Source organism: Saliphagus sp. GCM10025334 (assembly GCF_042663485.1).
Lineage (GTDB): Archaea > Halobacteriota > Halobacteria > Halobacteriales > Natrialbaceae > Natronosalvus.
The window spans coordinates 496709-519723 of the sequence record NZ_JBHTAF010000001.1 but is presented as its reverse complement, the minus strand read 5'-3'; the positions used below and the strand labels follow the sequence as shown (position 1 = coordinate 519723).

Genomic DNA, 23015 nt, shown 5'->3' with positions numbered 1-23015 from the left:
TCGATCTAGTGGAAGGATAAATTCGTCATCGTGTCGGAGGAAAGTTCGTGCGCAAGTCACGTATGGTTTCGATCGCGATATTGGCCTCGTTTGTTTCAGGTAGACGAAAAATCCGGCACCGTCGAATCACTCACTGGTGCCGTGTTCAGTCGTCACGGACCGCCACGAAAGCACTCGGGTGAACGACGCGCTACTCAGTGCAAGGGTCGGTAGAAAGCGACATCGGCGTGCCCCATAGTGGTTGGGCCATAACGGGACACGCCAGTTGTCCATAGCGAGTGTGTCCTCAAGTAGTTTGTGTGATTATCTGAGTGAACGGCTTCTCCCCGCTCGATTCGTCGAAACGGATTCCGGTTTCGAACGCAGTCTACGACACGAATCCTTTTCCGTCACCGCCGCCAACCGCACACGTTCGGAAAACCGGACTCGTGGTTGGGCCATGACACAGGAAGAACGCATCTCGGAAGCGATTAGTCTGCTACAGGAACTCGGACTCAAGGAGTACGAAGCGCGCTGTTTTCTGGCGCTCACGCAACTGTCCACCGGCACGGCGAAAGAGATCCACGAGATCTCCGAGGTGCCTCGGACGCGGGTGTACGATGCAATCGGTGTGCTCGAGTCACAGGGGCTGGTTGAAGTACAGCACGCGAGCCCACAGCGGTTTCGAGCCGTGGGAATTGACGAGGCGACGCGGACGCTCCGTCGGAAGTACGACGCCCGTATCGAGACGCTCGAAACGTCTCTCCAATCTATCGAACGACGAAAACTCGAGGAGGAGGACACCCAGCTCCAGGAAGTGTGGTCGCTGATGGGAAACGAGGCGATCGAGTCACGGACGCTCGACCTCATCGACGAAGCAGAATCCGAAATCGCGCTGCTCGTCGTCGACGAGGAACTGCTGTCGGAGACGCTGTTCGATCACCTCGAGGCGGCCCGAGAACGAGAACTCTCGATACTGCTCGGCGGGCAAACGGAGTCGATCACTGCGCAACTCGGGACGGGGCTTCCCAACATTCGCACGTTCGAAACCGGCCTGGACTGGCTCACTGGGCCGGCGGTCGCTCACGAGGTTGCTATCAGTCGAATCCTGCTCGTCGACCGCGAGACGTTGCTGATCGGATCGTACTATCCAGACTCCGACGACGAGAAGGCGAAAGAACAGGCGGTGTTCGCGCGCGGTCTCGAAAACGGAATCGTGGTGCTATTGCGGCGACTGGTGTCGGCAGGGTTGGATCCTTCGAACGATCCGGGTAACGGGTAGACAGACGGGTGCAGTGGTCGGTAGTGATTTTCGTTCGCAATCCAGGAACGATTCCCGATCACCCGTTGTGAAAATTTACACCGATGAGGGATCGTTCGATTCTGAGACGATCAGTTCGTCACCGTCGAATCGGACCTGGTAGCGGTCGATCGAAATCGTGACGGCGATCGACTCCGATTTCCGCTCTCGGACGAGAATATCGAGCGCTTCTGGGTCGGCGTGATCGTAAAGCGTCGTCTCGAACACGGTCAGCAACTCGGCTGGGTCGACGCTCTCGACGGTCGCGAGGGCGTCGATCACGGCGAAACTCGGCGCCGTGGCCGACCAGTCGTACGTCTTCCGGAGGCGAACGGCAGCCGATTCTGACGACTGCGCATCCCCATCTCGATCACTACTGACCATTGCTCGTCCAACACGGCCAAACAGCATTAAACTGGTGTGATGATGTGAGTGAATGATTGGACAGGGTCACGCCGATCGAGTGTCGTCGAGTCGCCACGTGAAGATGGCTCGCAGGACGACGACGAGACTGTTGCGGTCGCCAGCGCCCCAGATCGCCGTCTCCTCGATCTCGTCGGCGCCGCTGGCCCCGTTCACGAGCGCGCTGACGAGCGCCGTCTCTTCGTCGGTGATCAACAGGCTCCCGGCGGGCGTATCCTGCCACTCCCAGAGGGTTTCGAACAGCTCGATCGACGGCACCTCCTCCCTAACGCTATCTTCGACTGCCTCCGAGATACCCGCCAGATAGATATCGACCCCTCGGTCGGCAGCAGCCTGCAACGCGTCGAGATGGGTATCGGTGAGTAACTCGTCGACGGTCATGTAGACGATCTGCTCGTCTGCCTCGGCGACGAACTCGTCGATGCGAGAGGACACTGCTTCTCGACCGGTGACCGTCCAGACGCCGAACTGCTCGCGCTGTGGCTGGGCGGGGCCGATCTCCTCCAGACACTCCCTGAGTTCGGTAATCGTGGTTTCGCGTTTGGTGTTGAGCGTACGGACGATGGTCTCCTTCGAGATTACGGTGAATTTTCGCGGCGTCGTGTGCTGAATGTCGACGAACCCCAGTTCGTGGAGCCGATCCGCCGCTTCGTACACCCGCGTTCGGGGAACGCCGTTGATACGAGTGATGTCCTGTGCAGTACCCGTCCCGAGCTGCAGGAGGTTGATGAGCGTCTGGGCTTCGTACTGGGACAACCCAAGCTCCTGTAACCGATCGAGTGCCTCGGCTTCAGCCTGCTCCTCGTCGAACGTTACCATAGTTGGTCCGTCCATGGAGAGCGCAAAAAGCCTACCTCACGGTGGCACGCTCGGCCCGACCTCGAGTCACGCTGTGAGAAGACTACTCGAGTTCAGTGGTGACGAACTGGTGCAGTTTTTCGATGCAGTCGTTCGGGTGATAGCGAACCGTTTCCGTTCGATCGTCGTACTCGACGAGGCCGGCTTCTTCCAGTTTCGGGAGATGGTTGTGATACAGATCGAGAAGAAGTCGTTCGGAACTCATCGTTTCAACTGAGTCTGGGGGAGGGTTCTCCGGCGACAGGTCCTCGGCGAGCAGATCCACCGCTACGGCGTTCTGCTCGCTTTCGATCAATTGCGTGAGAACCGATCGACGTCGTTGGTTGGCGACGAGGTGTAGCGCCGTTTCGGTCGATATGTTGTAGGTGGTCTGACTCATCGTATTCCCAATTCAATCTTATGACGGTCGCCACGTGGATTAACCCCACAGTTCACTCGCATCCTCACACTCCAGGTGCCGACAGATCACGATTGAGCAGGGTGTTCTACACCTGCACTCTCGAAAAGAGAGGTTGGCTCCAGAGCTATTCCTTCCGACCGAAGAGACTCGTTACTCGACCTCGAGTTCGATCGCCGCTCCTTGACCAAATCCAACGCAGAGCGTCGCCAACCCGCGGCCGCCGCCGCGCTCGAGCAACTCGTGGATCAGCGCGACGGGCAGTCGGGCGCCCGAGGCACCGAGCGGGTGGCCGAGCGCGATGGCGCCGCCGTTGACGTTGAACTGCTCGTTGTCGATGCCGAGTTCGTCGCGGCTGTAGACGCACTGGCTCGCGAACGCCTCGTTGAGTTCGACCAGGTCGTAGTCCTCGATCTCTCGGCCGGTGCGCTCGAGCAAACCACGGGTGGCCGGGACCGGACCGATGCCCATCACGGTGGGGTCGACGCCGGCGACGTTGTTCGAGCCCACTGACGCCATAATCTCGAGGTCGTGTTCCTCGGCGAAGGCCTCGCTCGTGACCATCAGGCCCGCCGCCCCGTCGGATATCTGGGAGGCGTTGCCGGGCGTCACGGTTCCGTCGCCTTTGAAGACCGTCGGGAGGCCCGCCAGCGTCTCGAGGTCGGTGTCGGGGCGGATACCCTCGTCTTCGGTGACGGTGCCGTCGTCGGTCTCGATGGGGACGATCTGATCCTCGAAACGGCCCTCTTCGGTGGCCGCGTGGGCGCGCTGGTGGCTCTGGAGCGCGTACTCGTCCTGGGTCTCGCGGTCGACGTCGTAGACCTCGGCGACCTTCTCGGCAGTCATTCCCATCTGAAGTTCGCCGACGTTGTACTCGGTGGCGAGTTGGGGGTGAAGCGTCGTGTAGCTGTCGCCCATCGACACCTTCGACATGTTCTCGACGCCGCCGGCGATGATGCACTCGCGCTGGCCGGCGCGGATGGCGTCGGAGGCGGAGATGATCGCCTGCATCGAGGAGGCACACCAGCGGTTGATCGTCGTCGCCGGCACGGACTCGCCGAGCTCCGAGAGGAGCGCGATGACGCGGGCGATGTTGTTGTCCTGTTCGTCGCGCTGCTGGGCACAGCCCCACATCAGGTCGTCGACGTCCTCGCCCGAGAGGCCGGTTTCGGCGAGCATTTCGTCGATCAGCGGAATGGAGAGATCCTCGCTGCGAACGTCGGCGAACACGCCGCCGTCTTTCCCCTGTGGGGTCCGGACAGCCTGGACGATCACTGGCGTCTGTGTCATACCGACTCGCACGTCCCTCACGAACTTAAATGGCCGTAGAACTCGTGGAGACGCACGCGAAGTTTACGCTCGAGACGTGATTGACGATTCGGCTCGAGACAGGTGCTCCACATTACTCACGGTGAAAGAGCGATTTTACCTTACCTTAGTATATTGAGGTATGGGGACGAATCACTTGTCGATGGGATTCGATCGACAGGTGCTGGCAGTCGCCCTCGTCGCCCTGCTCGTGGGCTCGAGCGTGGGATTCGCCTTCGCCGGCGAACTCGGTGGGACGAGGCCGGCGGCAGCCGACACCAACGGACCGGAGAATCGACAGCTATCGAACGACACCGCTCAGCCGACCATCGAGCAGTTCGACTCCGAGGCGGCGTTCGCCGACTACCTGCGAGCGTCGAACGAGGGCTCCAGGTCCTTCGGCTTCGGAATGGGGCGGCCGGCCGTCGCGACCGACGAGGTCGAAGAAGACGCCGCGGACGGGGACGCCGGGAACGGAAACGGCAACGATGCCAGTGACGACGCGGCCAGGAGCGGCGACTCCTCGAGCACCAGTGCCGACGAGCGCCGCTACGCCGAGACGAACGTCCAGGAGGCGATGCTCGACGAGCCCGACATCCTGAAGACCGACGGGCAGACCGTCTACTACGGCGACCGACGCTTCCGCGGTGGGAGCGCGACCCACGTCATCGACGCCTCGACGCCGAATGACCCGACGGCGCTGAGCGAGATTCCGCGCTCGGGCGAGATGCTCCTGACCGACGACGACGTGCTGGTACAGTTCGACCGCAACCGCCTGCGTGGCTACGACGTCTCGAGCCCCGAAGACCCCGACGAGGCCTGGTCGACGGACCTCGAGGGCCATCTCGAGACGGCCCGCCTCTACGACGGTGACGTCTACCTCGTCGTGGCCGACCGCGTCTCGCCAGCCGAACCCTGTCCGGTCGAACCGCTCGGCGACGACGGCCCTGCGGTCGACTGCACGGACGTCCACTACCCGACCGATCAGAACGGCGCCAACACGGTGTACACGACGCTGCGCCTGGACCCCTCGAGCGGTGAGGTCACGGATTCGGTGAGTTTCCTCGGGTCGTCGTACACGACCGCGACCTACGTCTCCGAGAACGGGGTCTACCTGACGTACGTGGACTCGCCGTCCCACGCGGACGTCCGCCTCCAGTTCCTGCTGACGACCGGCGAGGCGTACCTCGACGACCGGACGCTCGAGCGACTCGAGCGCCTGCAGGGGTACGACCTCTCCGAACGCGCGACCATGACCGAGATCGAGGCCATCCTCGCCGACTGGCGGGCCGGACTCGACGACGACGAGCGACGAACGAAAGAGCGCGAACTCCGCGACGCCTGGGAGGAGTACGTCGAGGAGAACAAACGAGCGTTCGACCGGACGGGGATCGTCACGGTCGGTTTCGACGATAACCTCTCGGTCGACGCCGGCGGCGCCGTCCCCGGCACGCCGCTCAACCAGTGGTCGATGGACGAACACGACGGCCACCTGCGCATTGCGACGACGATCAACGCCCCGGGTGCAGAGTGGGAGAACGACCTCTACGTGCTCGACGCCGACCTCGAGGTGACGGGCTCCGTCACCGGCATGGGCGTCGACGAGCGCGTCTACTCCGTGCGCTACGAGGGCGACAAGGCCTACGTCGTCACGTTCCGCCAGATCGATCCGTTCCACGTCATCGACGTCTCCGACCACGAGAACCCGATCCTCGAGGGCGAACTCAAGCTTCCGGGGTACTCCGACTACCTCCACCCGCTGGGCGAGGAGCGCATCCTCGGTATCGGACAGGAAGACGGGAAGGTCAAAGCCGTGATCTTCGACGCGAGCGATCCCGAGAACCCCGTGATCGAGGACGACGAGATCCTCGAGGACCGCTGGTCGGCCGTCAGCGAGAGTCACAACGCGTTCCTGCTCGACGAGCGCCACGGGGTGTTCTTCCTGCCGGGCAGCGAGGGCGGGCACGTCTACGCCTACGAGGACGGCCTCGAGCGCGTGATGACCGTCGACACCGACGGCCCGGCCTTCCGGGCGACGTACATCGACGACTCGCTGTACGTCTTCGGCGAGGACGAACTGGTCGTCGTCGACCAGACGACCTGGGAGGAAGTGAAGCGCCTCGACCTGTGAGGCGCGAGGACAACCCTTATTTCGAGGGTCTGGGAATGACGTCGCATGGACGACACCGGCGAGCAGGACACCGGATCTCGGGCCGACGACCGCGAGCGGACGACGGATCGCGACGGCGATAGCGACGCCGAGTCGGACGCCGTGGACGACGCCCCCGACTCCGGTACCTCCTCGAGGACGACCCGGGAGTCAGAGCGAGAGGGAACGGACTCGGCCACCGAGCACGACCGCGAACACGAACGCGAGCCTCGAGGTTCCGAAGGCGGGTCGGGGCGAACCACAGCAGGTGAACCTGAGGAACGAGACGACGAATCCGAGGAGCAAGACGACGAATCCGAGGAGCAGGACGTCGAAGCCGAGGCACGAGACGACGAACCCGAAAGTCGGAATGACGAATCCGCACAGGGGACAGAGTACTCGAGCGAGGCTCGCGACGAGGCGGCGACGTCCGAACCGCCGATGCCCGGCGTCCCCGACCCAGACGCCGTCGACGAGGACGACGAGATCCCGGCCGACGTCCAGAAGTACGCCCGCTTCCAGAAGATGGACGGCGCCCAGTACGACCGGGTCAACGAATTCCTGCGCGACCGGACGTACGTCACCGCCCGCGAGTGGGCCATCGCCCGACTCTGTTCTGACTTCCGGACCGAGACGGGCGTCGAGATGACCAAAATCGGCGAAAACCTGCCCGAACTCGTGCCGTTCATGACCGACACCTACACGCCCCAGGCGGTCAACCAGGCGCGTTCGTCCTTCGAGGAGAAGGTCCGAAAGTCGGGTGCGACCTTCCTCTACGGCGCGATGTGTGACTTCTTCACCGCGGAGGAACTCGACGACGTCATGTACGAGGCCACCGAGGTCGCGAAGTTCCTCCTCGAGGTCGAGGGCGTCGACCTCTCCGTCGAGGACGAACTCGAGGCCGAAGAGCGGATCTCGAGCGTGATGCGCGAGGTTCGCGAGGCGAGCAAGGAACTTCGGGAGGAAGATACGTAGGCGATCTGCTGGCCGGCTGTGAGACGAGCCGTCAACGATCAGGTACCGTTCCCCCTCGAGCGACGCTGATCCACCGCTCGAGGCCAGACGGGCGAACGGGACCCAGCGAACCTGTGGCGGGTTCGTTCATCGACGACGTTCACGACGGAGACCGACGATTGGACCGTCAGATCGGATACACGGGACCGCCGAGCGCGTCGTTGCGTTCGTTTTCGGTGCCAGGCAGAGGCTCGACGGCCGTTCGATTCTCGTCAAGCACAATAAAATCCGTCGAGCCGCATGAGCAACCCTTTTGCTGGCCGATCGGCTTGACCGAGCCGTCGGGCCAGACGTAGGAGGCGTACACGTTCCCGCAGTTGGGACACTGTGCGATCACTCTGGTGAGTTTGATTCGATCGGCCATGACACACGCATCTATCATTCCCGTCGACAGTTACTTCCGGAAAAACCATCCACACGACTGCCCTCCTCGCATAACCGTCGATCGAATATTGAGGTTGTCGATCACCTGAGCGTTCCTGGATGCGTCGTCGATGCCTCAAGGAACGGCATCGGAACGGTCAACGGTGCTATCCATTCGGACCCACATTCGGTCCTCATCGACTGTCCCATTGCATGACGAATGCCTTCGTCGGTCGCGGCGATCAGCGCTCGCGTCATTGTGATCGTCTAGCGCTGCTCGCAACGGAAAACTGGGCTGAAATCACGTTCGGCCCAGTGGTCGCCCTACTGGGTGGGGTGTTCACATTCACGTAATTGAGCCGTTTCGAGGAGAAATTTGGTTCATTTGTCCGTCCAGAGCCTGACGCTATTGCTAGTTCGGATCGGGTCAAGTACAGCTAAACGGCGGCAGTAGCCGTTCACACTGCGATGTAACGACGGCTTGAGCACACTGGTCGTCGCGCTCTGAGAGACCACATCGACCACGAATTCTTGAGCGACTCCCTCGGTTTCGAACGAGAAATCATTACCCACCTCTGTCGGTGCGTTTCAGGCGGAAATGCGTCCGTTACAGCGGCAGCCGTCGGCCAGGTGAAGAAATCAACAGTTACAGACGGAATTCGATAGGCGAGGCCAGGGTCACTACAGCCAATATTGTGTCCGCACGAGGTATTATTCACTGACTGTTTGCGAAAAGAAGTGAAACGAACGAACTTACTTATACGAAACCTTGGCCAAACAATCGACCGCCCAACCTGGGCTGAGAGACATGAGAGAAGAACGAGACCCAGACGACGGAAGACGGTCATTCATGAAGAAGAGCGCGTTAGCAACAACCGCCCTGGCTGTCGGTGCCGGTGCCAGCACGAACGTGGCGGCTCAGGAAGACGACGAGAACGGTGAAGGACTCCAGGATGGTGAGGTCGTCATCCACGGCCGCGATTACTTCCCGGATACCGATTTCACGGTCCTTGCGGAGATGGACTCGGGAACTCGAGACACCCTCGTCGAGGCACTCGGCGACGAGTTCGACGACGATTGGGAGGTGTACGTGATCCAGGTTGATATCGGTTCGGGCGGCCCATTAGGTCACATCTTCGTCGACGAAGACGAGGCGGAAGTGAGCGAAGGTGATACGGGAACGATGACGTCTGACACCGTGTCGATTCGCAATGCGGAGCTGAACCTGTTCGAGGTCGATATTGGCGCCTCTGCTGGAGGCGCTGCAGCAGACGAGGAGGAGGAGGAAGAGGAGAACGGTGCCGGCGGCGGTAACGGCGGCGGCAACGGCGGCGGTAACGGCGGCGGCAACGGCGGCGGTAACGGCGGCGGCAACTGACGCGATTACCCTCGTCTCGGATTTTTCTTTCGAACCTCGAGGATCAGGCGATGCTGCGAGCGGCCAAAAACGGGAGCTGTGGACGGATCCTGTGTGCGCTCGAACTCTTCACACTCGTAGAGCGACACGTCTTTCCCACCGTGGGCGACACTGTGGTGTATGAGCACCGAGCCAAAGCAGGAACTCACCAGCGTCGACCTCGCGGCGCTCGTCGGTGAACTCGGATCCTACGAGGGGGCCAAAGTCGACAAGGCCTACCTCTACGGCGACGACCTCGTTCGCCTCAAGATGCGTGACTTCGACCGCGGCCGGGTCGAGCTCATGCTCGAGGTCGGCGACCGCAAACGCGTCCACACCGTCTCGCCCGAACGGGTGCCGGACGCGCCAGGTCGCCCGCCGCAGTTCGCGATGATGCTTCGTAACCGCCTCTCGGGGGCGGACTTCGTCGGCGTCGAGCAGTACGAGTTCGACCGCATCCTCGAGTTCGTCTTCGACCGCGAGGACGGGATGACGCGGATCATCGTCGAACTGTTCGGCCAGGGCAACGTCGCCGTCACCGACCGCGAGTACGAGGTGATCGATTCCCTCGAGACCGTCCGGCTGAAGTCCAGGACGGTCGTCCCGGGTTCGCGATACGAGTTCCCGGAGTCTCGCGTCAATCCGCTCACCGTTTCGCGGGAGGCGTTCGATCAGCAGATGGACGACTCCGACACGGACGTCGTCCGGACGCTCGCAACCCAACTCAACTTCGGCGGCCTCTACGCCGAGGAACTGTGTACCCGCGCGGGCGTCAAGAAGACCCTCGACATCGAAGATGCGGGCGAGGACGAGTACGAACGGCTCTACCAGGCGATCGAGCGACTGGCGCTCGACCTGCGAAACGCCACGCTCGAGCCGCGGGTGTATCTCGAGGGCGGCGACGGCAGCGATCAAGAAAGTAACGACGAGGACGGCGACACCGGCGGCGGGAACAGCGGCGACGGGGACGCAGACCGGGACGAGACGAACACCTCCGTCGTCGACGTCACCCCGTTCCCGCTCGAGGAACACGAAAGCCTCGCCAGCGAGCCCCACGAGACGTTCAACGGTGCCCTCGAGGAGTACTTCTTCCGGCTGGACCTCGACGCCGACGAGCCTGATCCGCGCGACCAGCGTCCGGACTTCGAGGAACAGATCGCCAAACACCAGCGGATCATCGACCAGCAGGAGGGCGCAATCCAGGGCTTCGACGAGCAAGCCGAGGCCGAACGCGAGAAGGCCGAACTGCTGTACGCCAACTACGGCACGGTGGACGACCTCCTGTCGACCGTCCGCTCGGCCCGCGACGACGGCGTTCCCTGGGGCGAAATCGCCGGCCGACTCGACGAGGCCAAAGCGGAAGGGATGGACGCCGCCCAGCCGTTCGTCGACGTCAACGGAAAGGAGGGGACGGTGACGATTCGCCTCGAGGACCAGCCGATCACGCTCCTCGTCGAGGACGGCGTCGAGAAGAACGCCGACCGGCTCTACACGGAGGCAAAGCGCATCGCCGAGAAGAAGGAAGGCGCACTGGCGGCGATCGAGGACACCCGCGAGGAACTCGCGGAGATCGAGCGTCGGCGCGACGAGTGGGAAGCCGACGACGGCGACGAAGAATTAGACGAGGAGGACGACGACGAACGCGACTGGCTCGCCGAACCCTCCGTCCCGATTCGCCAGAACGAGCAGTGGTACGAGCGATTCCGGTGGTTCCGGACCAGCGACGACTACCTCGTGATCGGTGGGCGGAACGCCGACCAGAACGAGGAACTCGTCAAGAAGTATCTCGAGCGCGGCGACCGCGTGTTACACACGCAGGCCCACGGGGGGCCGGTCACGGTCCTGAAGGCCACCGATCCCAGTGAGGCATCGTCGGGCGACATCGAGATTCCCGACTCGAGCGTCGAGGAGGCAGCCCAGTTCGCAGTTTCGTACTCGTCGGTCTGGAAGGACGGCCGGTACGCGGGCGACGTCTACGTCGTCGACTCCGACCAGGTGTCGAAGACGCCCGAGAGCGGCGAGTACCTCGAGAAGGGCGGGTTCGCGATTCGCGGCGACCGAACCTACCTGAACGACACGCCGGTGAGCGTCGCTGTGGGTATCCAGTGTGAGCCGTACACGCGAGTCGTCGGCGGGCCACCGTCGGCGATCGAGGGCCAGGCGGTGACGACGATCGAGGTCGAACCTGGCCGGTTCGCTCAGGCCGACGCCGCGAAGCGCATCTACCGCGAACTCCGCGAGCGCTTCGCGGACGAATCGTTCGTCAGAAAGATCGCGAGCCCCGACCAAATCGCGCACTTCCTGCCGCCGGGCGGGAGCCGCTTGCTCGAGGAGTAGCGTTCGACGCGGGCTCACTCAGTGGGGTTGGAAGAGACTTCCATCACGACCGTGCCTCGACTTCGACCGCCGGATCGCTCGTCGTCCGTACTCGGCTACGCCTCGCCGTGGTGTGACTGGCTACCGCGAGCGGCGGCGGAGTCACAATTGGGTCGTGGGGTGAGTCGGACCGACTCGGGTCCGTCGAGGTGCACCGTGTACCGTCCGTATTCGAACGAGATGGAGGTGGAGTCGTTCGTCGATCGAAAGACCTCCTCGAGTGCACCGACGTCGATTCCGTCGTGGAGCGGTGGGTCGACGTCGAGCGGGTCGATACCCTCTCGCGTGGCGATGGCTTCGATGATCCGGTAGCCGATATCGTGGTCCTCCTGCATATTTCTGGTGGCTACAACCGACGATAAATATCCCAGTGATTGTGTGGTGATAGGAGTCTGACGTTCGTCATGCTCTTGCCAGACGCCACTGTAGCGTACGTCTGCCACAGCGGACGGAGCCGAGCACGTACGACTCGTCCTCGAAATCCGGCACCACTTGACCGAGTGGGGTGACTTATGCACGCTCGAGTCAAGTGGCGACCATGAGCAGCGACGACGCGTTCGACCACGGCAAGGACGAGCGGCTGACCAGCCGCGATGTGACCGAGGGGGCCGACCGGGCGCCCCACCGGGCGATGTTTCGGGCGATGGGGTTCGACGACGAAGATTTCGGGTCGCCGATGATCGGGGTGGCGAACCCCGCCGCGGACATCACGCCCTGTAACGTTCACCTCGACGACGTAGCCGACTCGGCGCTCGACGGGATCGACGAGGCGGGCGGGATGCCCATCGAGTTCGGCACGATCACTATCTCCGACGCCATCTCGATGGGGACCGAGGGGATGAAGGCCTCGCTCATCTCGCGAGAACTCATCGCCGACAGCGTCGAACTCGTCAGCTTCGGCGAACGGATGGACGGTCTCGTCACCGTCGCCGGTTGCGACAAGAACCTCCCCGGAATGATGATGGCCGCGATCCGCACCGATCTTCCCTCCGTCTTTTGCTATGGGGGCTCGATCATGCCCGGCCAGCACGAGGGCCGGGACGTGACCATCGTCCAGGTGTTCGAGGGCGTTGGCGCGTACGGAACCGGGGAGATGGACGAGAACGAACTCGACGACCTCGAGCGTCACGCCTGCCCCGGCGCCGGTTCCTGCGGTGGGATGTTCACGGCGAACACGATGGCCTCGATTTCGGAGGCGCTCGGGCTGGCTCCGCTAGGTAGCGCCTCGCCGCCCGCCGAGGACGAAGAGCGCTACGAGGTCGCCAGACGTGCGGGCGAACTCGCCCTCGAGTGCATCGAGGCGGATCGGCGCCCCTCGGACATCGTCACGCGCGAGTCCTTCGAGAACGCCATCGCCCTCCAGACCGCTATCGGGGGGTCGACCAACGGCGTCCTCCACCTGCTCGCGCTCGCCCGTGAGGCGGACGTCGACCTCGAGATCGGCGACTTCGACGAGATCTCGCGGCGGACACCCAAGATCGCCGACCTCCAGCCCGGCGGGACGCGCGTGATGAACGACCTCCACGAACTCGGGGGCGTCCCGGTCGTCCTCCGCCGACTGCTCGAGGCGGACCTCATCCACGGTGACGCGATGACCGTCACCGGCCGGACGATCGCCGAGGAACTCGCCCACCTCGAGGAAACTGGCGACTTGCCGACGAACGACGCCGACCTCGAGGCGGACTTCCTCTACACGGTCGAAGAGCCGAAGGAGGAAGAGGGTGCGATCAAGATCCTCGAGGGCAACCTCGCGCCCGACGGAGCCGTGTTGAAGGTGACCGGGGACGACGCCTTCCACCACGAGGGGCCGGCCCGGATCTTCGAGCACGAGGAGGACGCCATGGCCTACGTCCAGGAGGGCCACATCGAGAGCGGCGACGTGATCGTCATCCGCAACGAGGGTCCCCGTGGCGGTCCCGGCATGCGCGAGATGCTCGGCGTCACCGCGGCGGTCGTCGGCGCGGGTCACGAAGACGACGTCGCGCTCATCACCGACGGCCGGTTCTCCGGGGGCACCAGGGGACCGATGATCGGCCACGTCGCCCCGGAAGCCTTCGTCGGCGGTCCCATCGGCCTGCTCGAGGACGGCGACGAGATCACGGTCGACATTCCCAACCGAACCCTCGAGATCGACATCGACGACGCGGAACTCGAGGACCGACGCAAGGCGTGGGACCGTCCCGACCCGGTCTACGACGGGGGCGTCCTGGCGAAGTACTGTCGGGACTTCGACTCGGCGTCGAACGGTGCCGTGACGAATCCGCGGCTCACTCGAGACTGAGCGGACGTCGGGCGATTCGACCGGCGATTCCCTTTCGAGGCTCCCGATGAAGGGCACCTCGAGAACGGTTTGCTCCCCGCTGACAGACGCTGATAGCTATCCTCAAATAGTCTCCGTGCCTCTGAGCGTTGAAAAATGGCCTACAGGAAAGACGACGTCGAACGCGTCATCGCCATCTGTCGCAATTGTGAATCCGGATACGCTGCCAGACGGTGGCCCGACGGCGAGGTGCAACCTATCGGCTCCAAGGGGTGCGATTGCGGTTCGTCCGAACTGGTCGCCGTCGACGAGGATGCAGGCAGCGACTCGAATACCACTTCCGACCCGGTCTAACCGGCTTCCTTCTCGCCAGTCGACACGCTGCCGAGCTCGACCGCCACCATCGCGTCAGAAAACCGTGGCGAATATTGAAATTCCTCGGTGTCGTCTACAGAATCGGGGTGATCGCCTTGCGCGAGCACAATCGCGTCATGGCCGTGTGCGAACGCTGCGAGTCGGTATACGCAGCGAAAAAGCTCCAGAGCGGTCGTATCCGCCCGATCGGAACGCACTCCTGTCGGTGTGGATCCGAACACTTCCGAGCGATCAGGTGAATTGCCTCGCCACAACCATCGCGAACGCCCCTTTCACGTCGTGACGGCACACCCGACCAGTCGACGGTCTGGCGTGTGACGATATTACTCCACTCGAATATGCGACGTATACTGTCCACCCTCGAGCATACAGTGTGTGGCCGATACCGACCATTGCCTCGACCATCGTGGGCGAGCAGATAGCGTTAATACGTCGATACAACCAGTACGGGCAGTTGTGTTGAAGAGTTGTTATTATATCGTTATTGACTCCAAATTAGTTCGAATGCACTTTTATATACGATGGTGACCGTCATTGCCTTACTTAATCTGCTATTCACTTAACATATGGATGTCTCGACCGTAACATTCATCATTGGGTGAGTGTCACGTGAAAACGGATGTCACGGGATATGCACCCAGTTGACAGACGAACAGTATTGAAAGCAGTGGGCGGCACGCTCGCGACCGCCGGGGTCTCTGGGCTGGCAGCAGCCGACCCAGACGACGTCGTCGAAGTCAACGTCGGGTTCTCGAACGGTCGCGGTCGAACCGCGGCGCTCGAGGCGGCCTCGGACACGGTTCGCGAGTTCGCGTTCGACGCGGTGACGATTCGGGTACCCAAACGCGCCGTCTCCGGACTACAGAACAACCCCAACGTACGATACGTCGAGGAGAACGGCGAGATGCACGCGCTCGCACAATCCACGCCGTGGGGAATCGACCGCGTGGACGCCGACGTCGCACACGACAACGGTGAGACCGGCGCCGGGGCCGACATCGCAATTCTCGACACCGGAATCGACTCCGATCACCCCGACCTGCAGGCCAACCTGGGCGAAGGCAGGGCGTTCGTGAGTTGCAAGGGCGGTCCGAACGTGTGTGCCGAAGACTGGGACGACGACAACGATCACGGCACCCACTGTGCGGGGACCGCCGACGCCGTCGACAACAACGAAGGCGTCGTCGGCGTCTCCACCGAGGCGACGCTGCACGCGGTCAAGGTCCTGGACAAGCGCGGCAGCGGATCGTTCTCCGACATCGCGGCCGGTGTCGAGTACGTCGCCGACAAAGGCTGGGACGTCGCCAGCCTCAGCCTCGGCGCGAGTTCCGGCTCCCAGACCCTCAGGGACGCCGGCCAGTACGCGTACAACAACGGCGTGTTGCTCGTCGCTGCCGCGGGTAACGACGGGCCGTGTTCTGACTGCGTCGGCTACCCGGCCGCCTATCCGGAGTTCATCGCCGTCAGCGCGACCAGCGAGGACGACTCGCTGGCGAGTTTCTCCTCGACCGGCTCCGAGGTCGAGATCGCTGCGCCCGGCGAGGACGTCAACTCGACGGTCCCCGGCGGCGGCTACGACACGTTCTCCGGAACCTCGATGGCCTGCCCGCACGTGTCCGGCGCGGGCGGTCAGTTGATGGCTAACGGCTACACGAACACCGAAGCCCGCCAACAATTGAAAGACACGGCCGAGGACATCGGGCTCTCGGACAACGAGCAGGGAAGCGGTCTGCTCGACGTCGCCGCAGCGCTCGGTCTCTCGAGCTGAAGGGATCGGTCCCCGTTTCGTCGTCGCTCAGTACGCGACTCGTTTTCAGTGAGCCGTTGCGGACGTCGTGAACTCGACGGCGGAAATATATCTGGAACGGAAGCAGCCGCTGATTCTCCGCGAGGTCAGTTGTCGTCTTCGGCCATTACCCGACCGGGGATTGTCCCCCGTCCTGGCGTGTCGTGTGGTATCGAAACCGAACGCAACGTGAATCGCTTTGCCACCATGTCGTAGAGGAAGACGACCGTCCCGATAATGATCAACGTAAGCGTACTTGCGAATGCTCACGCCGTTCTCGTGACAGGCGGCGTCAATGACTCCGCGATTGACGACGATTCGGCTGACAATCCCCAGGGGATGGCGCCCGAGCCAGTAGAGACAGCCATCGATGGAGGCAGGCAAACATGGCCGGCACCAACGGCGCCGACCAGGAGGCGCTTTACACGAATGCACAGGCGCGCATAGCGCGTGGTCGGCGTGAATCGCTCGAAGCGAGCGAACCACTTCGGCACGATCTGCGAGAAGCGCATGGTCCGGAAGCGACGGTTCGACCTCGAGCGCTCGAGCTGGCACGATGCGAAGTTCCAGAACGGAACGCCCGTCGAGATCAAGAGCACGATGCTCGAGCACAGCGATGGGCAACCGGGGAATTTCAAGGTCTACAAAGCGTACCACGACCGGTTACGGCGAGCGGATGGCTGGTACTGTTTCGTAGTGTACCGGCCGCATGGGCGATCGGGGTTGACGATCGTCAAAGATAGGATGTGCAAGGCCTCGAATCTTCCGTTGCTTCGGTGGCATGGCGGAGGTGATCATCGGGGGACTCAGCAAACGAAATTATCTATTACAGATGTGGTACCCTGATCGGTTTGCAATGTGATCCATAATAACATACGATAAGAAGGGAGTCTATTGATGTCACAAGGCCAGTGTTGATTGGATGAAAAATCTCTCAAGTATAATTAATGAGATTGTTCCGTGGGGCATAACAGCGGGAACGAAAACTAGTCTTGCACAGCCATAGAAATATTTGATGCAATTCTTTGCGAATCGTTCACCATTTCAATTATTTCCGAAATCTCCTTTCTCTCATACACGAGTGATCTATTTGCGTGCATAACCCTATTCCTAATCTCATTAATACTATTGAGGGTTTCTACATCGCTTTTAGATTCAAATCCGCACTCTTCAACAAAATCCTTATTCGAACTTTGAATTACTTGCATCATCTCTAAAAGATTCATGTGCTCTGAGACATGCATATCTAATCCATTTATCTGGTCCTTCTTCCATCTGCCAATTGTAACAGGCCTCAGGTGCTTCAGAATGGCATTTGAATCAGAATATCTTGATTCGATTTTCTCACCTAAGGAAGCAGAGAGTTCTGAGATTACCTTATAAAGCATCTGTTTCATACCGCGCTTATTCAAGTCTACAAGAGTAATCATTCCATATTGTTCATCATATTTGTAACTCAATTCACTATCGGCAATATCTGGATACTGTTCTCGGAGTGCGTGTATCGAGATCGGATCTTTTTCTGAAAAATATTCTAACAACTCTTCACCATCGAGAAATTCTCCTTGAATGTTTAAATGTATAAGTTCATTATTTCTTTCTACCCAGTCCACGGGAACTGTAGTTTTGGCTTCTTCGCCTTCATATACATAATATTCATCATCATCTATATAATCTACAAGCAAAAATGGATATTTCTGCATTTTCCTTAGAACATCCATCAAGTGCGTGTCTTCCTTTAGAACTTGTTCTTGTTCTAGATCCTTTAGCCAGCCTTGTTCTGTATTGTAGTATTTCTCTGAAGAGGGGATTGGTAGAAAGGTGTAATTCTTCGATTCATAATGCCCGATACGGTCTTCATAGGAGTCAATGGTTTCGACATCTGCAGGATGTGAGCAAATTTCTGAGGCAGTATGTAGTTGGCTTTCAATATCCATACCAGTCCGTTATGCTAAACATATAAAATTCTGACGGGTTGTTAAAAGAGAATATTTACCAAATTTCTCTAGCTATTTAGGTTCGATCTTCAGCGATAGAAACACTAACACCTTCTAAATACCTTTGATACTTGAGACGGTAGGGTTTGAGCTGGTGTAATCTTTGGAAAGTTTTCCCCTTCTACTGCGCAGTTCCAGGCCCGTAGTCACGACACCAGAGAAAATCATTATATGTTCTCAATTTAGACACATACAAAATGGCTGTCATGGAACTATTAACAATATCGAGTTTTATAGTTGGAATACTAGGCTCAGGATTTGGCTGGTATATGTTTCAATCTAAGAAAAAAGACGAGGAAGAGAGAGAAGAGCTAGAGGAAGCAGCAGATGAGTTAAATAAACTAAAAAAGATAATGGGGTCAGTTCACTCAGCTATAGAGAATCCACCTTCTGATGAAGATCTCAATTCAAATTTAGAAATGATCGCTAGAGATGTGATCGTTTATTCCTTCTTTACAGGTGAGCCTGCAAAACTAGAGATGGATATTGGAATGGGAGAGACAAAGCCCACCGAGAAGGAAGACATTCTGCGCGAATACAAGGATGAAAACTCATGGTATAGTATCAATGTTGGTGTTGAACCAGAGAAAGAGAGATATGATGCAAATTATCAATGGGAAATTTCTTCTGGGTTGCATAATACAGGTTGGCTCTATGAAAGTCTTGAAAAGATACAAGACGACCATCTTGGTATTATTGAAAGCTTTGAACCAGGCTTGCAGGAGAACATTGAATCTACCGCAGACGATCTGGTTTTAGGAATACACACAAACTTATTAGAAATGTCTGGCAGTTATGAAATCGATCCAGAGTCGGTAGATAGCATTAGAGAGATGAAATATGAAATATATGAAGAGACAATTTACTATGAGGGAATTGAGCAAGATCTGTATAAATTACGAGAACAGAAAGATACTGTGGAAACAGTAAGGAAAAACCTTCTACAAGCAGTCTACTCGTAGGATTTCAACGAAAGAGCTCTTCGGAATCCATAAGAGACAGTTAGGGTTCAAGACGAACTGTAAAAGGATAGGAATAGCGCGGGGAACTAACAATGATGTGGTTGGTTGGCTGATCAGCTATAAGTCCGACGTGGCAACGACAGACTCCCCCGCGCTGATTGAGTATTGTCCGCAAAGAAGGTAATCTTAGTGGCCGAATCGGCCCACCCTAAACACACTCGACAATCCTGGTTAGCGAGGTACCATCCCCACCGTAGGGGTGTACTGAGGGTATGAGCCGTCCGTTTCCAGCCGATCGACCCAATCTCGAGCGCGGCGCGCGTTCTGCGCGCCGCAAGATTACCCTGCCCCCTTAGGGGCAACAGTCGTCGATCCGATCAATGTACAATCTCAATGGTACGCAAAAAGACTATTCGGCGGCTTGTGCTTCCAACTCGTCGTCTTCCTTCTCCGAGCCAAATAACAATTTAAACGGAAGCGAGATGAAGAACCAGCAAATTTTCAGCGGAAGTATGACAAAGAACCAAAACAGCCCTTTGAGTATCGATCCGTCTGGTGTGTACCGACTCAGAACTCTCTCTGCATTCTCTTCTATAACGAGATCTGCTAACTCTTCACCGTTATAAACTTCAACTTCGTCGCGTTTCTCCTGCTTGCGTGCACCCTCAGTGTACTCTGTCGTCGTAACTACTACGATCTTATCAACGTCGTCGTCCCATCGAAGATCAAGAACACCATTTACTGCTGATTTATCCACTTTGTACCCTTCTCGGTAGAACGGTTGGACCAGTTCGGTCGTAGATGATCTGAAGAAACCGCCTCCCTTTGTAGCCTTGAATGTTGATCGACGGGCATTTTCCCGATCAATCTTATAACCACGATGTTCCCATAGATCTGCTGTGAAATCGGCGAAGTCGTTGGATTCTATCTCGAATAACTCCTTTTGAATTTCGTCTCGCTTGTCCATCCTGTTGACTAACAGTATAATTGTAACATGAAGTTTTTGGCATCTTGATACGCCCACGCTAATGTCGAGGAAACCTCCGCTTCGAGTGCATCAACTGGAGATCCGCTGCGGAAGCGGGGCGGGAGCGTTGTAAATTTTTGGCTCTGTCCCCTTGGTGACACGCCGCAAGGGGACGTTCGCACGAAACGCGAATCGACCCCACTGAGGCCCGGCCCGATCGCGGCGGGGCCCGACTCCTCGAGGAGCGGAACACAACCGAAATTGCACACTCACGGGTTGAGTACAATCTTAATTGCTGAAAAGAAGCCACAAAAGAGTGTAGCCACTCACGAGGGCCGTTCTACCAGTCGGGTGCGAGTCGTCCGACCGGTCGCGTTTCCGTGTCGCCTCCAGGTGTCCGCCACAGCATCGGTACCCTCGAGAAGAGTGCTGGGTCGTTACCCGAGTGGCGCCACTTCTCGATCGCCTCGCGGGCGACCTCTTGGGCGCTCTCGAAACTCGAGGCCTTAAGCGTCGACAGGATCGTGTCGATGCGGAGGCGCTTCGGCTCGCCCTCCTGGTCGAACTCGAGTTCGGCGCCGTGCTCGGCCAGCCACTTCTGGAACGGCGAGCATTCGGCGACGTGATCCGCGAGGCCCATAATGTGCTGGATTCGGTCGGCGTAGCTCTCGATGCCATACTCGGCACTCTCTACCAGGGCGCGGATCTCCTCGCGATACTTCCGGGCTCGATAAGAAACCTGGCCGTTCTCGAGGTCGAGTAGTTCACCGAGTTCCTCGATCGCCCGGTAGATCGTCGACGGGTGTTTTCCCAGCTCATCGGCCAGGTCGTCGACGGTCACGCCGCCGTCGGTCGAGACCTTCTCGGCGACGTCTCGCGGCGTCTTCCCGAGATCGCGAAGCGTCGTCAGTAGCAGATGTTCGCTTTTCGCCTCGAGGCGCGGCGTCGGATCGGGATAGAGTTCGACCGGATCGTCTCGAGCGACGGCCTCGAAATGGTCGTCTGCAATGTACACGGCGCTCGCGTCGGGTGCGAGCGGAATGTCGTCCCAGTTGATGAAGTTCATCAACGTCTCGTCGATCTCCTCGACGACCTCGCGTCGATCAGCCCACGCCCATGCCTCGCGGTCGTTCATCTTCTTGTTGACCAAGACCTCGACCTTCGGGTGGTAGGATGGGTGGTCCTTCGACACCGCGTCCGGATCTTTCAGCTGGTAGATCTCGAACTTCCGCCCGTAGCTGTGGCCGGGGAGCAGTTCGCTCACCGCGGCTGGGTCGAGCACCAGCCGATTCTGGTGGTTGACGACCTCCTTGTTGTTGATCTTCAGCTCGGCGATGACGCCCTCCATATCGGTCAGGTGGTGCGTGATCTTCTGCAGCACGCCCGCTGACGCCAGTTTCTCGGCCCATTCGCGGCGCATCCGGACGTAGCGTTCATGTGCCCACTCGCGGCTGTACTCCGGGTGTGGTGGCTTCCGGAAGTACTCGGGATAGACGGGTTCGCCGGCCTCCTCGAAGATCGCCGCGTAGAACTTGGGCAGCAACTCGAGCGCTCGCTCGGGCTCGACATTCGAGGGTTCGTACTCGACGTCGACGCCGTCGACCTCGCCGAACTGGTTCTCCCAGGGAAGGCCCACCGGATCACCGGTTTCCCAGTGACGCATATTCGGAAACCGGGGTGAGATATTGAACGACGCTTTCGCCTCACCCGGTCCACGGCCTTTGATATCCCACTCGTAGAGCCTCGAGGCGTTGATATTGTCTCGAGGACGAGGTTTGAAGCCCGACTTCGAGTAGGTCACCTCGAGGTGCCAGGGCTCGCCGTCGACGTCGACGTCCAGTTTCAGGTGTCCCTCAAAGGGTGGACCGAGCATGACGCTCGAGAGCGCGTCGTAGGGCCCGCGGCCCCAAGTGTCCCACTTCCATCGCCCATGGCTCTCGTGGGGCGTGGTAGCCGGCTGTGAACTCACAGCGGCCCTCCTCGAGCACGGCGGACCTCTCGAGTACATTCGGGACAAAGGCGACGGAGGCCGGTGATGGATTCCTCACAGCGCTCGCACTCGCTGTTCTCGACGAGTCGGCTCATCGAAGACCCTCCGCGAGTTCAGCTGCGTGCTCGGAACACATCGGCCCATCCGGCGTAGCGGCGGCCGCTTCCCGCCCACAGTGAGGGACGACGCACCGAAGCGCGTCGCGATCGGGCTTCATCGCTTGCCCTCCGATCGATCAAATCCCGTAAAGAGGGCCCATTTTGATGAGTTTGTCAGAGTCTTATTTGTAGACCAATTCCTCCGATAAGCCGTAGTGACTGAACCAGTTGATACCGAGAGGGTGGTTGCACAATGTCTCCAGTGTGGACTCGTATACGGTGCGGAAATCTGCCCCGATGAGACGATTCGACCGATCGGTAGGCGGTCCGGATGTTCGTGTGGATCGTCCGAGCTGGAACTCGTTACTAAGTAACCGCATTTTGACCAGGGGCTACGGCCAATGCTGCTCGAGCAGTGATCGGTTTCGCTCACGCCAATCCCTCCTCGAGGCGATCCTCTGCTCGACCGAGCAGGTTCCCAATCGTACCCGGACGCCGGTCGGTTCGTCGAGCGAACTCGCGAAGGCCGACCCCGATTTCGCGACAGGCGACGTAGGCCTCGCGTTCGGCCTCCGTTAACGGCGAGAGATCCGGGCCGAAGTCGACCAGGCGGGCTTGCTCACTCGACATAGGTCACCTCCCGCTCCGGCGTCGGAACGTGGCGAACGTGACCGTCGACGAACTCGACCTCGAGGCCGATCCAGCCGTCGATCATGCCCGGCGCCGATGGGCCGTGGGCGTGGGCCGGCATTACGACGTCGTAGGCGTGGCGCTCGCACGACCACCCGAATGTGATCAATCGATCGACGCCCGCCAGGTCGTCGTCGACGAACGTCGGTCGCTCGATGGACTGCGACCCCTTCGAGTTCGCGACCGGATGGCCGCACTCGGCGCAGATCGGGATTTTCTGCGCGTCTCGAGCGGGTTCGCGGACGACCGTCGGCGAGACGACGCCGAAGCGCTCGAGGCCTTTCCGGGTACTCACGCCGAATCACCCTCTGATCGATCAGCCCCCGG

At 59.7% G+C, this 23015-nt stretch carries 22 protein-coding genes; 10 read left to right on the top strand and 12 right to left on the bottom strand.

Annotated features, from left to right (window positions below):
- The first annotated feature begins 439 nt into the window (after window positions 1-439).
- Entirely contained in the window at window positions 440-1261 is an 822-nt protein-coding gene (locus ACFQO4_RS02290; RefSeq protein WP_500259388.1) for a TrmB family transcriptional regulator, read from the top strand.
- Window positions 1262-1336: 75 nt separating this feature from the next.
- On the opposite strand, the gene ACFQO4_RS02285 is transcribed toward ACFQO4_RS02290, so the two are convergent.
- From ACFQO4_RS02285 to ACFQO4_RS02270, 4 genes are all read right to left on the bottom strand, one after another.
- Window positions 1337-1663: a HalOD1 output domain-containing protein gene (locus tag ACFQO4_RS02285; protein WP_500259387.1), complete on the bottom strand. Its 327-nt coding sequence runs from the start codon at window positions 1661-1663 to the stop codon at window positions 1337-1339.
- Between the two features lie 66 nt (window positions 1664-1729).
- Window positions 1730-2521, bottom strand: coding sequence for a TrmB family transcriptional regulator (locus ACFQO4_RS02280; RefSeq protein WP_500259386.1), 792 nt, complete (start codon window positions 2519-2521; stop codon window positions 1730-1732).
- An 82-nt stretch (window positions 2522-2603) separates the two neighbouring features.
- A complete protein-coding gene (locus tag ACFQO4_RS02275; protein ID WP_500259385.1) occupies window positions 2604-2939 on the bottom strand; it encodes a DUF7344 domain-containing protein in 336 nt (111 codons plus the stop codon).
- 171 nt (window positions 2940-3110) lie between these two features.
- Window positions 3111-4247: a thiolase family protein gene (locus ACFQO4_RS02270; RefSeq protein WP_500259384.1), complete on the bottom strand. Its 1137-nt coding sequence runs from the start codon at window positions 4245-4247 to the stop codon at window positions 3111-3113.
- A 160-nt stretch (window positions 4248-4407) separates the two neighbouring features.
- Here ACFQO4_RS02270 and ACFQO4_RS02265 point away from each other — a divergent pair, with 160 nt between their 5' ends.
- Together ACFQO4_RS02265 and ACFQO4_RS02260 are read left to right on the top strand one after the other, a co-directional pair.
- Window positions 4408-6396 (top strand): beta-propeller domain-containing protein, encoded by a 1989-nt coding sequence (locus ACFQO4_RS02265; protein WP_500259383.1) that lies wholly within the window; start codon window positions 4408-4410, stop codon window positions 6394-6396.
- A gap of 141 nt (window positions 6397-6537) precedes the next feature.
- Window positions 6538-7389, top strand: coding sequence for a DUF5806 family protein (locus tag ACFQO4_RS02260; protein WP_500260442.1), 852 nt, complete (start codon window positions 6538-6540; stop codon window positions 7387-7389).
- A gap of 166 nt (window positions 7390-7555) precedes the next feature.
- On the opposite strand, the gene ACFQO4_RS02255 is transcribed toward ACFQO4_RS02260, so the two are convergent.
- A complete protein-coding gene (locus ACFQO4_RS02255; protein ID WP_500259382.1) occupies window positions 7556-7792 on the bottom strand; it encodes a hypothetical protein in 237 nt (78 codons plus the stop codon).
- 807 nt (window positions 7793-8599) lie between these two features.
- On the opposite strand from ACFQO4_RS02255, the gene ACFQO4_RS02250 reads away from it, so the two are divergent.
- Together ACFQO4_RS02250 and rqcH are read left to right on the top strand one after the other, a co-directional pair.
- A complete protein-coding gene (locus ACFQO4_RS02250) occupies window positions 8600-9169 on the top strand; it encodes a twin-arginine translocation signal domain-containing protein (protein ID WP_500259381.1) in 570 nt (189 codons plus the stop codon).
- A 159-nt stretch (window positions 9170-9328) separates the two neighbouring features.
- Entirely contained in the window at window positions 9329-11524 is a 2196-nt protein-coding gene (gene rqcH, locus ACFQO4_RS02245; RefSeq protein WP_500259380.1) for a ribosome rescue protein RqcH, read from the top strand.
- Window positions 11525-11619: 95 nt separating this feature from the next.
- Here rqcH and ACFQO4_RS02240 read toward each other — a convergent pair whose 3' ends face one another.
- A complete protein-coding gene (locus tag ACFQO4_RS02240) occupies window positions 11620-11898 on the bottom strand; it encodes a HalOD1 output domain-containing protein (protein ID WP_500259379.1) in 279 nt (92 codons plus the stop codon).
- Window positions 11899-12101: 203 nt separating this feature from the next.
- Between ACFQO4_RS02240 and ilvD the strand changes: the two genes are divergently transcribed.
- The 4 genes from ilvD (at window position 12102) to ACFQO4_RS02220 (ending at window position 16830) form a co-directional block, all read left to right on the top strand.
- Window positions 12102-13844: a dihydroxy-acid dehydratase gene (ilvD, locus tag ACFQO4_RS02235; RefSeq protein WP_500259378.1), complete on the top strand. Its 1743-nt coding sequence runs from the start codon at window positions 12102-12104 to the stop codon at window positions 13842-13844.
- A 135-nt stretch (window positions 13845-13979) separates the two neighbouring features.
- A complete protein-coding gene (locus tag ACFQO4_RS02230) occupies window positions 13980-14177 on the top strand; it encodes a hypothetical protein (protein WP_500259377.1) in 198 nt (65 codons plus the stop codon).
- Window positions 14178-14829: 652 nt separating this feature from the next.
- Window positions 14830-15966 (top strand): S8 family peptidase, encoded by a 1137-nt coding sequence (locus tag ACFQO4_RS02225; RefSeq protein ID WP_500259376.1) that lies wholly within the window; start codon window positions 14830-14832, stop codon window positions 15964-15966.
- Window positions 15967-16443: 477 nt separating this feature from the next.
- Window positions 16444-16830 carry a PD-(D/E)XK family putative nuclease gene (locus tag ACFQO4_RS02220; RefSeq protein WP_500260441.1) on the top strand — a complete coding sequence of 129 codons (387 nt, stop codon included), beginning with the start codon at window positions 16444-16446 and terminating at the stop codon, window positions 16828-16830.
- 140 nt (window positions 16831-16970) lie between these two features.
- Here the strand turns inward: ACFQO4_RS02220 and ACFQO4_RS02215 are convergent, their stop codons facing one another.
- A complete protein-coding gene (locus ACFQO4_RS02215; RefSeq protein ID WP_500259375.1) occupies window positions 16971-17921 on the bottom strand; it encodes a hypothetical protein in 951 nt (316 codons plus the stop codon).
- Between the two features lie 257 nt (window positions 17922-18178).
- Between ACFQO4_RS02215 and ACFQO4_RS02210 the strand changes: the two genes are divergently transcribed.
- Window positions 18179-18943, top strand: a complete 765-nt coding sequence (locus ACFQO4_RS02210) for a hypothetical protein (protein ID WP_500259374.1) — start codon at window positions 18179-18181, stop codon at window positions 18941-18943.
- 409 nt (window positions 18944-19352) lie between these two features.
- Here ACFQO4_RS02210 and ACFQO4_RS02205 read toward each other — a convergent pair whose 3' ends face one another.
- From ACFQO4_RS02205 to ACFQO4_RS02185, 5 genes are all read right to left on the bottom strand, one after another.
- Window positions 19353-19910 carry a restriction endonuclease gene (locus tag ACFQO4_RS02205; protein ID WP_500259373.1) on the bottom strand — a complete coding sequence of 186 codons (558 nt, stop codon included), beginning with the start codon at window positions 19908-19910 and terminating at the stop codon, window positions 19353-19355.
- A gap of 340 nt (window positions 19911-20250) precedes the next feature.
- Window positions 20251-21879: a DUF7845 domain-containing protein gene (locus tag ACFQO4_RS02200; protein ID WP_500259372.1), complete on the bottom strand. Its 1629-nt coding sequence runs from the start codon at window positions 21877-21879 to the stop codon at window positions 20251-20253.
- A gap of 112 nt (window positions 21880-21991) precedes the next feature.
- Entirely contained in the window at window positions 21992-22117 is a 126-nt protein-coding gene (locus ACFQO4_RS02195; protein WP_500259371.1) for a hypothetical protein, read from the bottom strand.
- A gap of 310 nt (window positions 22118-22427) precedes the next feature.
- Window positions 22428-22628 (bottom strand): RNA polymerase subunit sigma-24, encoded by a 201-nt coding sequence (locus tag ACFQO4_RS02190; RefSeq protein ID WP_500259370.1) that lies wholly within the window; start codon window positions 22626-22628, stop codon window positions 22428-22430.
- Window positions 22618-22983, bottom strand: a complete 366-nt coding sequence (locus ACFQO4_RS02185) for a hypothetical protein (RefSeq protein WP_500259369.1) — start codon at window positions 22981-22983, stop codon at window positions 22618-22620. The genes ACFQO4_RS02190 and ACFQO4_RS02185 overlap by 11 nt, the downstream gene beginning before the upstream one ends.
- Window positions 22984-23015 lie beyond the last annotated feature (32 nt).

Excerpts from the sequence above, each read along its gene's own strand:
- ACFQO4_RS02285 (WP_500259387.1), bottom strand. The coding sequence starts at position 1,663 with ATGGTCAGTAGTGATCGAGATGGGGATGCGCAGTCGTCAGAATCGGCT.
- ACFQO4_RS02190 (WP_500259370.1), bottom strand. The coding sequence starts at position 22,628 with ATGTCGAGTGAGCAAGCCCGCCTGGTCGACTTCGGCCCGGATCTCTCG.
- ACFQO4_RS02280 (WP_500259386.1), bottom strand. The coding sequence starts at position 2,521 with ATGGTAACGTTCGACGAGGAGCAGGCTGAAGCCGAGGCACTCGATCGG.
- ACFQO4_RS02290 (WP_500259388.1), top strand. The coding sequence starts at position 440 with ATGACACAGGAAGAACGCATCTCGGAAGCGATTAGTCTGCTACAGGAA.
- ilvD (WP_500259378.1), top strand. The coding sequence starts at position 12,102 with ATGAGCAGCGACGACGCGTTCGACCACGGCAAGGACGAGCGGCTGACC.
- ACFQO4_RS02270 (WP_500259384.1), bottom strand. The coding sequence starts at position 4,247 with ATGACACAGACGCCAGTGATCGTCCAGGCTGTCCGGACCCCACAGGGG.
- ACFQO4_RS02205 (WP_500259373.1), bottom strand. The coding sequence starts at position 19,910 with ATGGACAAGCGAGACGAAATTCAAAAGGAGTTATTCGAGATAGAATCC.
- ACFQO4_RS02240 (WP_500259379.1), bottom strand. The coding sequence starts at position 11,898 with ATGCAGGAGGACCACGATATCGGCTACCGGATCATCGAAGCCATCGCC.
- ACFQO4_RS02195 (WP_500259371.1), bottom strand. The coding sequence starts at position 22,117 with ATGAAGCCCGATCGCGACGCGCTTCGGTGCGTCGTCCCTCACTGTGGG.
- rqcH (WP_500259380.1), top strand. The coding sequence starts at position 9,329 with ATGAGCACCGAGCCAAAGCAGGAACTCACCAGCGTCGACCTCGCGGCG.
- ACFQO4_RS02275 (WP_500259385.1), bottom strand. The coding sequence starts at position 2,939 with ATGAGTCAGACCACCTACAACATATCGACCGAAACGGCGCTACACCTC.
- ACFQO4_RS02210 (WP_500259374.1), top strand. The coding sequence starts at position 18,179 with ATGGCTGTCATGGAACTATTAACAATATCGAGTTTTATAGTTGGAATA.
- ACFQO4_RS02255 (WP_500259382.1), bottom strand. The coding sequence starts at position 7,792 with ATGGCCGATCGAATCAAACTCACCAGAGTGATCGCACAGTGTCCCAAC.
- ACFQO4_RS02225 (WP_500259376.1), top strand. The coding sequence starts at position 14,830 with ATGCACCCAGTTGACAGACGAACAGTATTGAAAGCAGTGGGCGGCACG.
- ACFQO4_RS02230 (WP_500259377.1), top strand. The coding sequence starts at position 13,980 with ATGGCCTACAGGAAAGACGACGTCGAACGCGTCATCGCCATCTGTCGC.
- ACFQO4_RS02215 (WP_500259375.1), bottom strand. The coding sequence starts at position 17,921 with ATGGATATTGAAAGCCAACTACATACTGCCTCAGAAATTTGCTCACAT.
- ACFQO4_RS02250 (WP_500259381.1), top strand. The coding sequence starts at position 8,600 with ATGAGAGAAGAACGAGACCCAGACGACGGAAGACGGTCATTCATGAAG.
- ACFQO4_RS02265 (WP_500259383.1), top strand. The coding sequence starts at position 4,408 with ATGGGGACGAATCACTTGTCGATGGGATTCGATCGACAGGTGCTGGCA.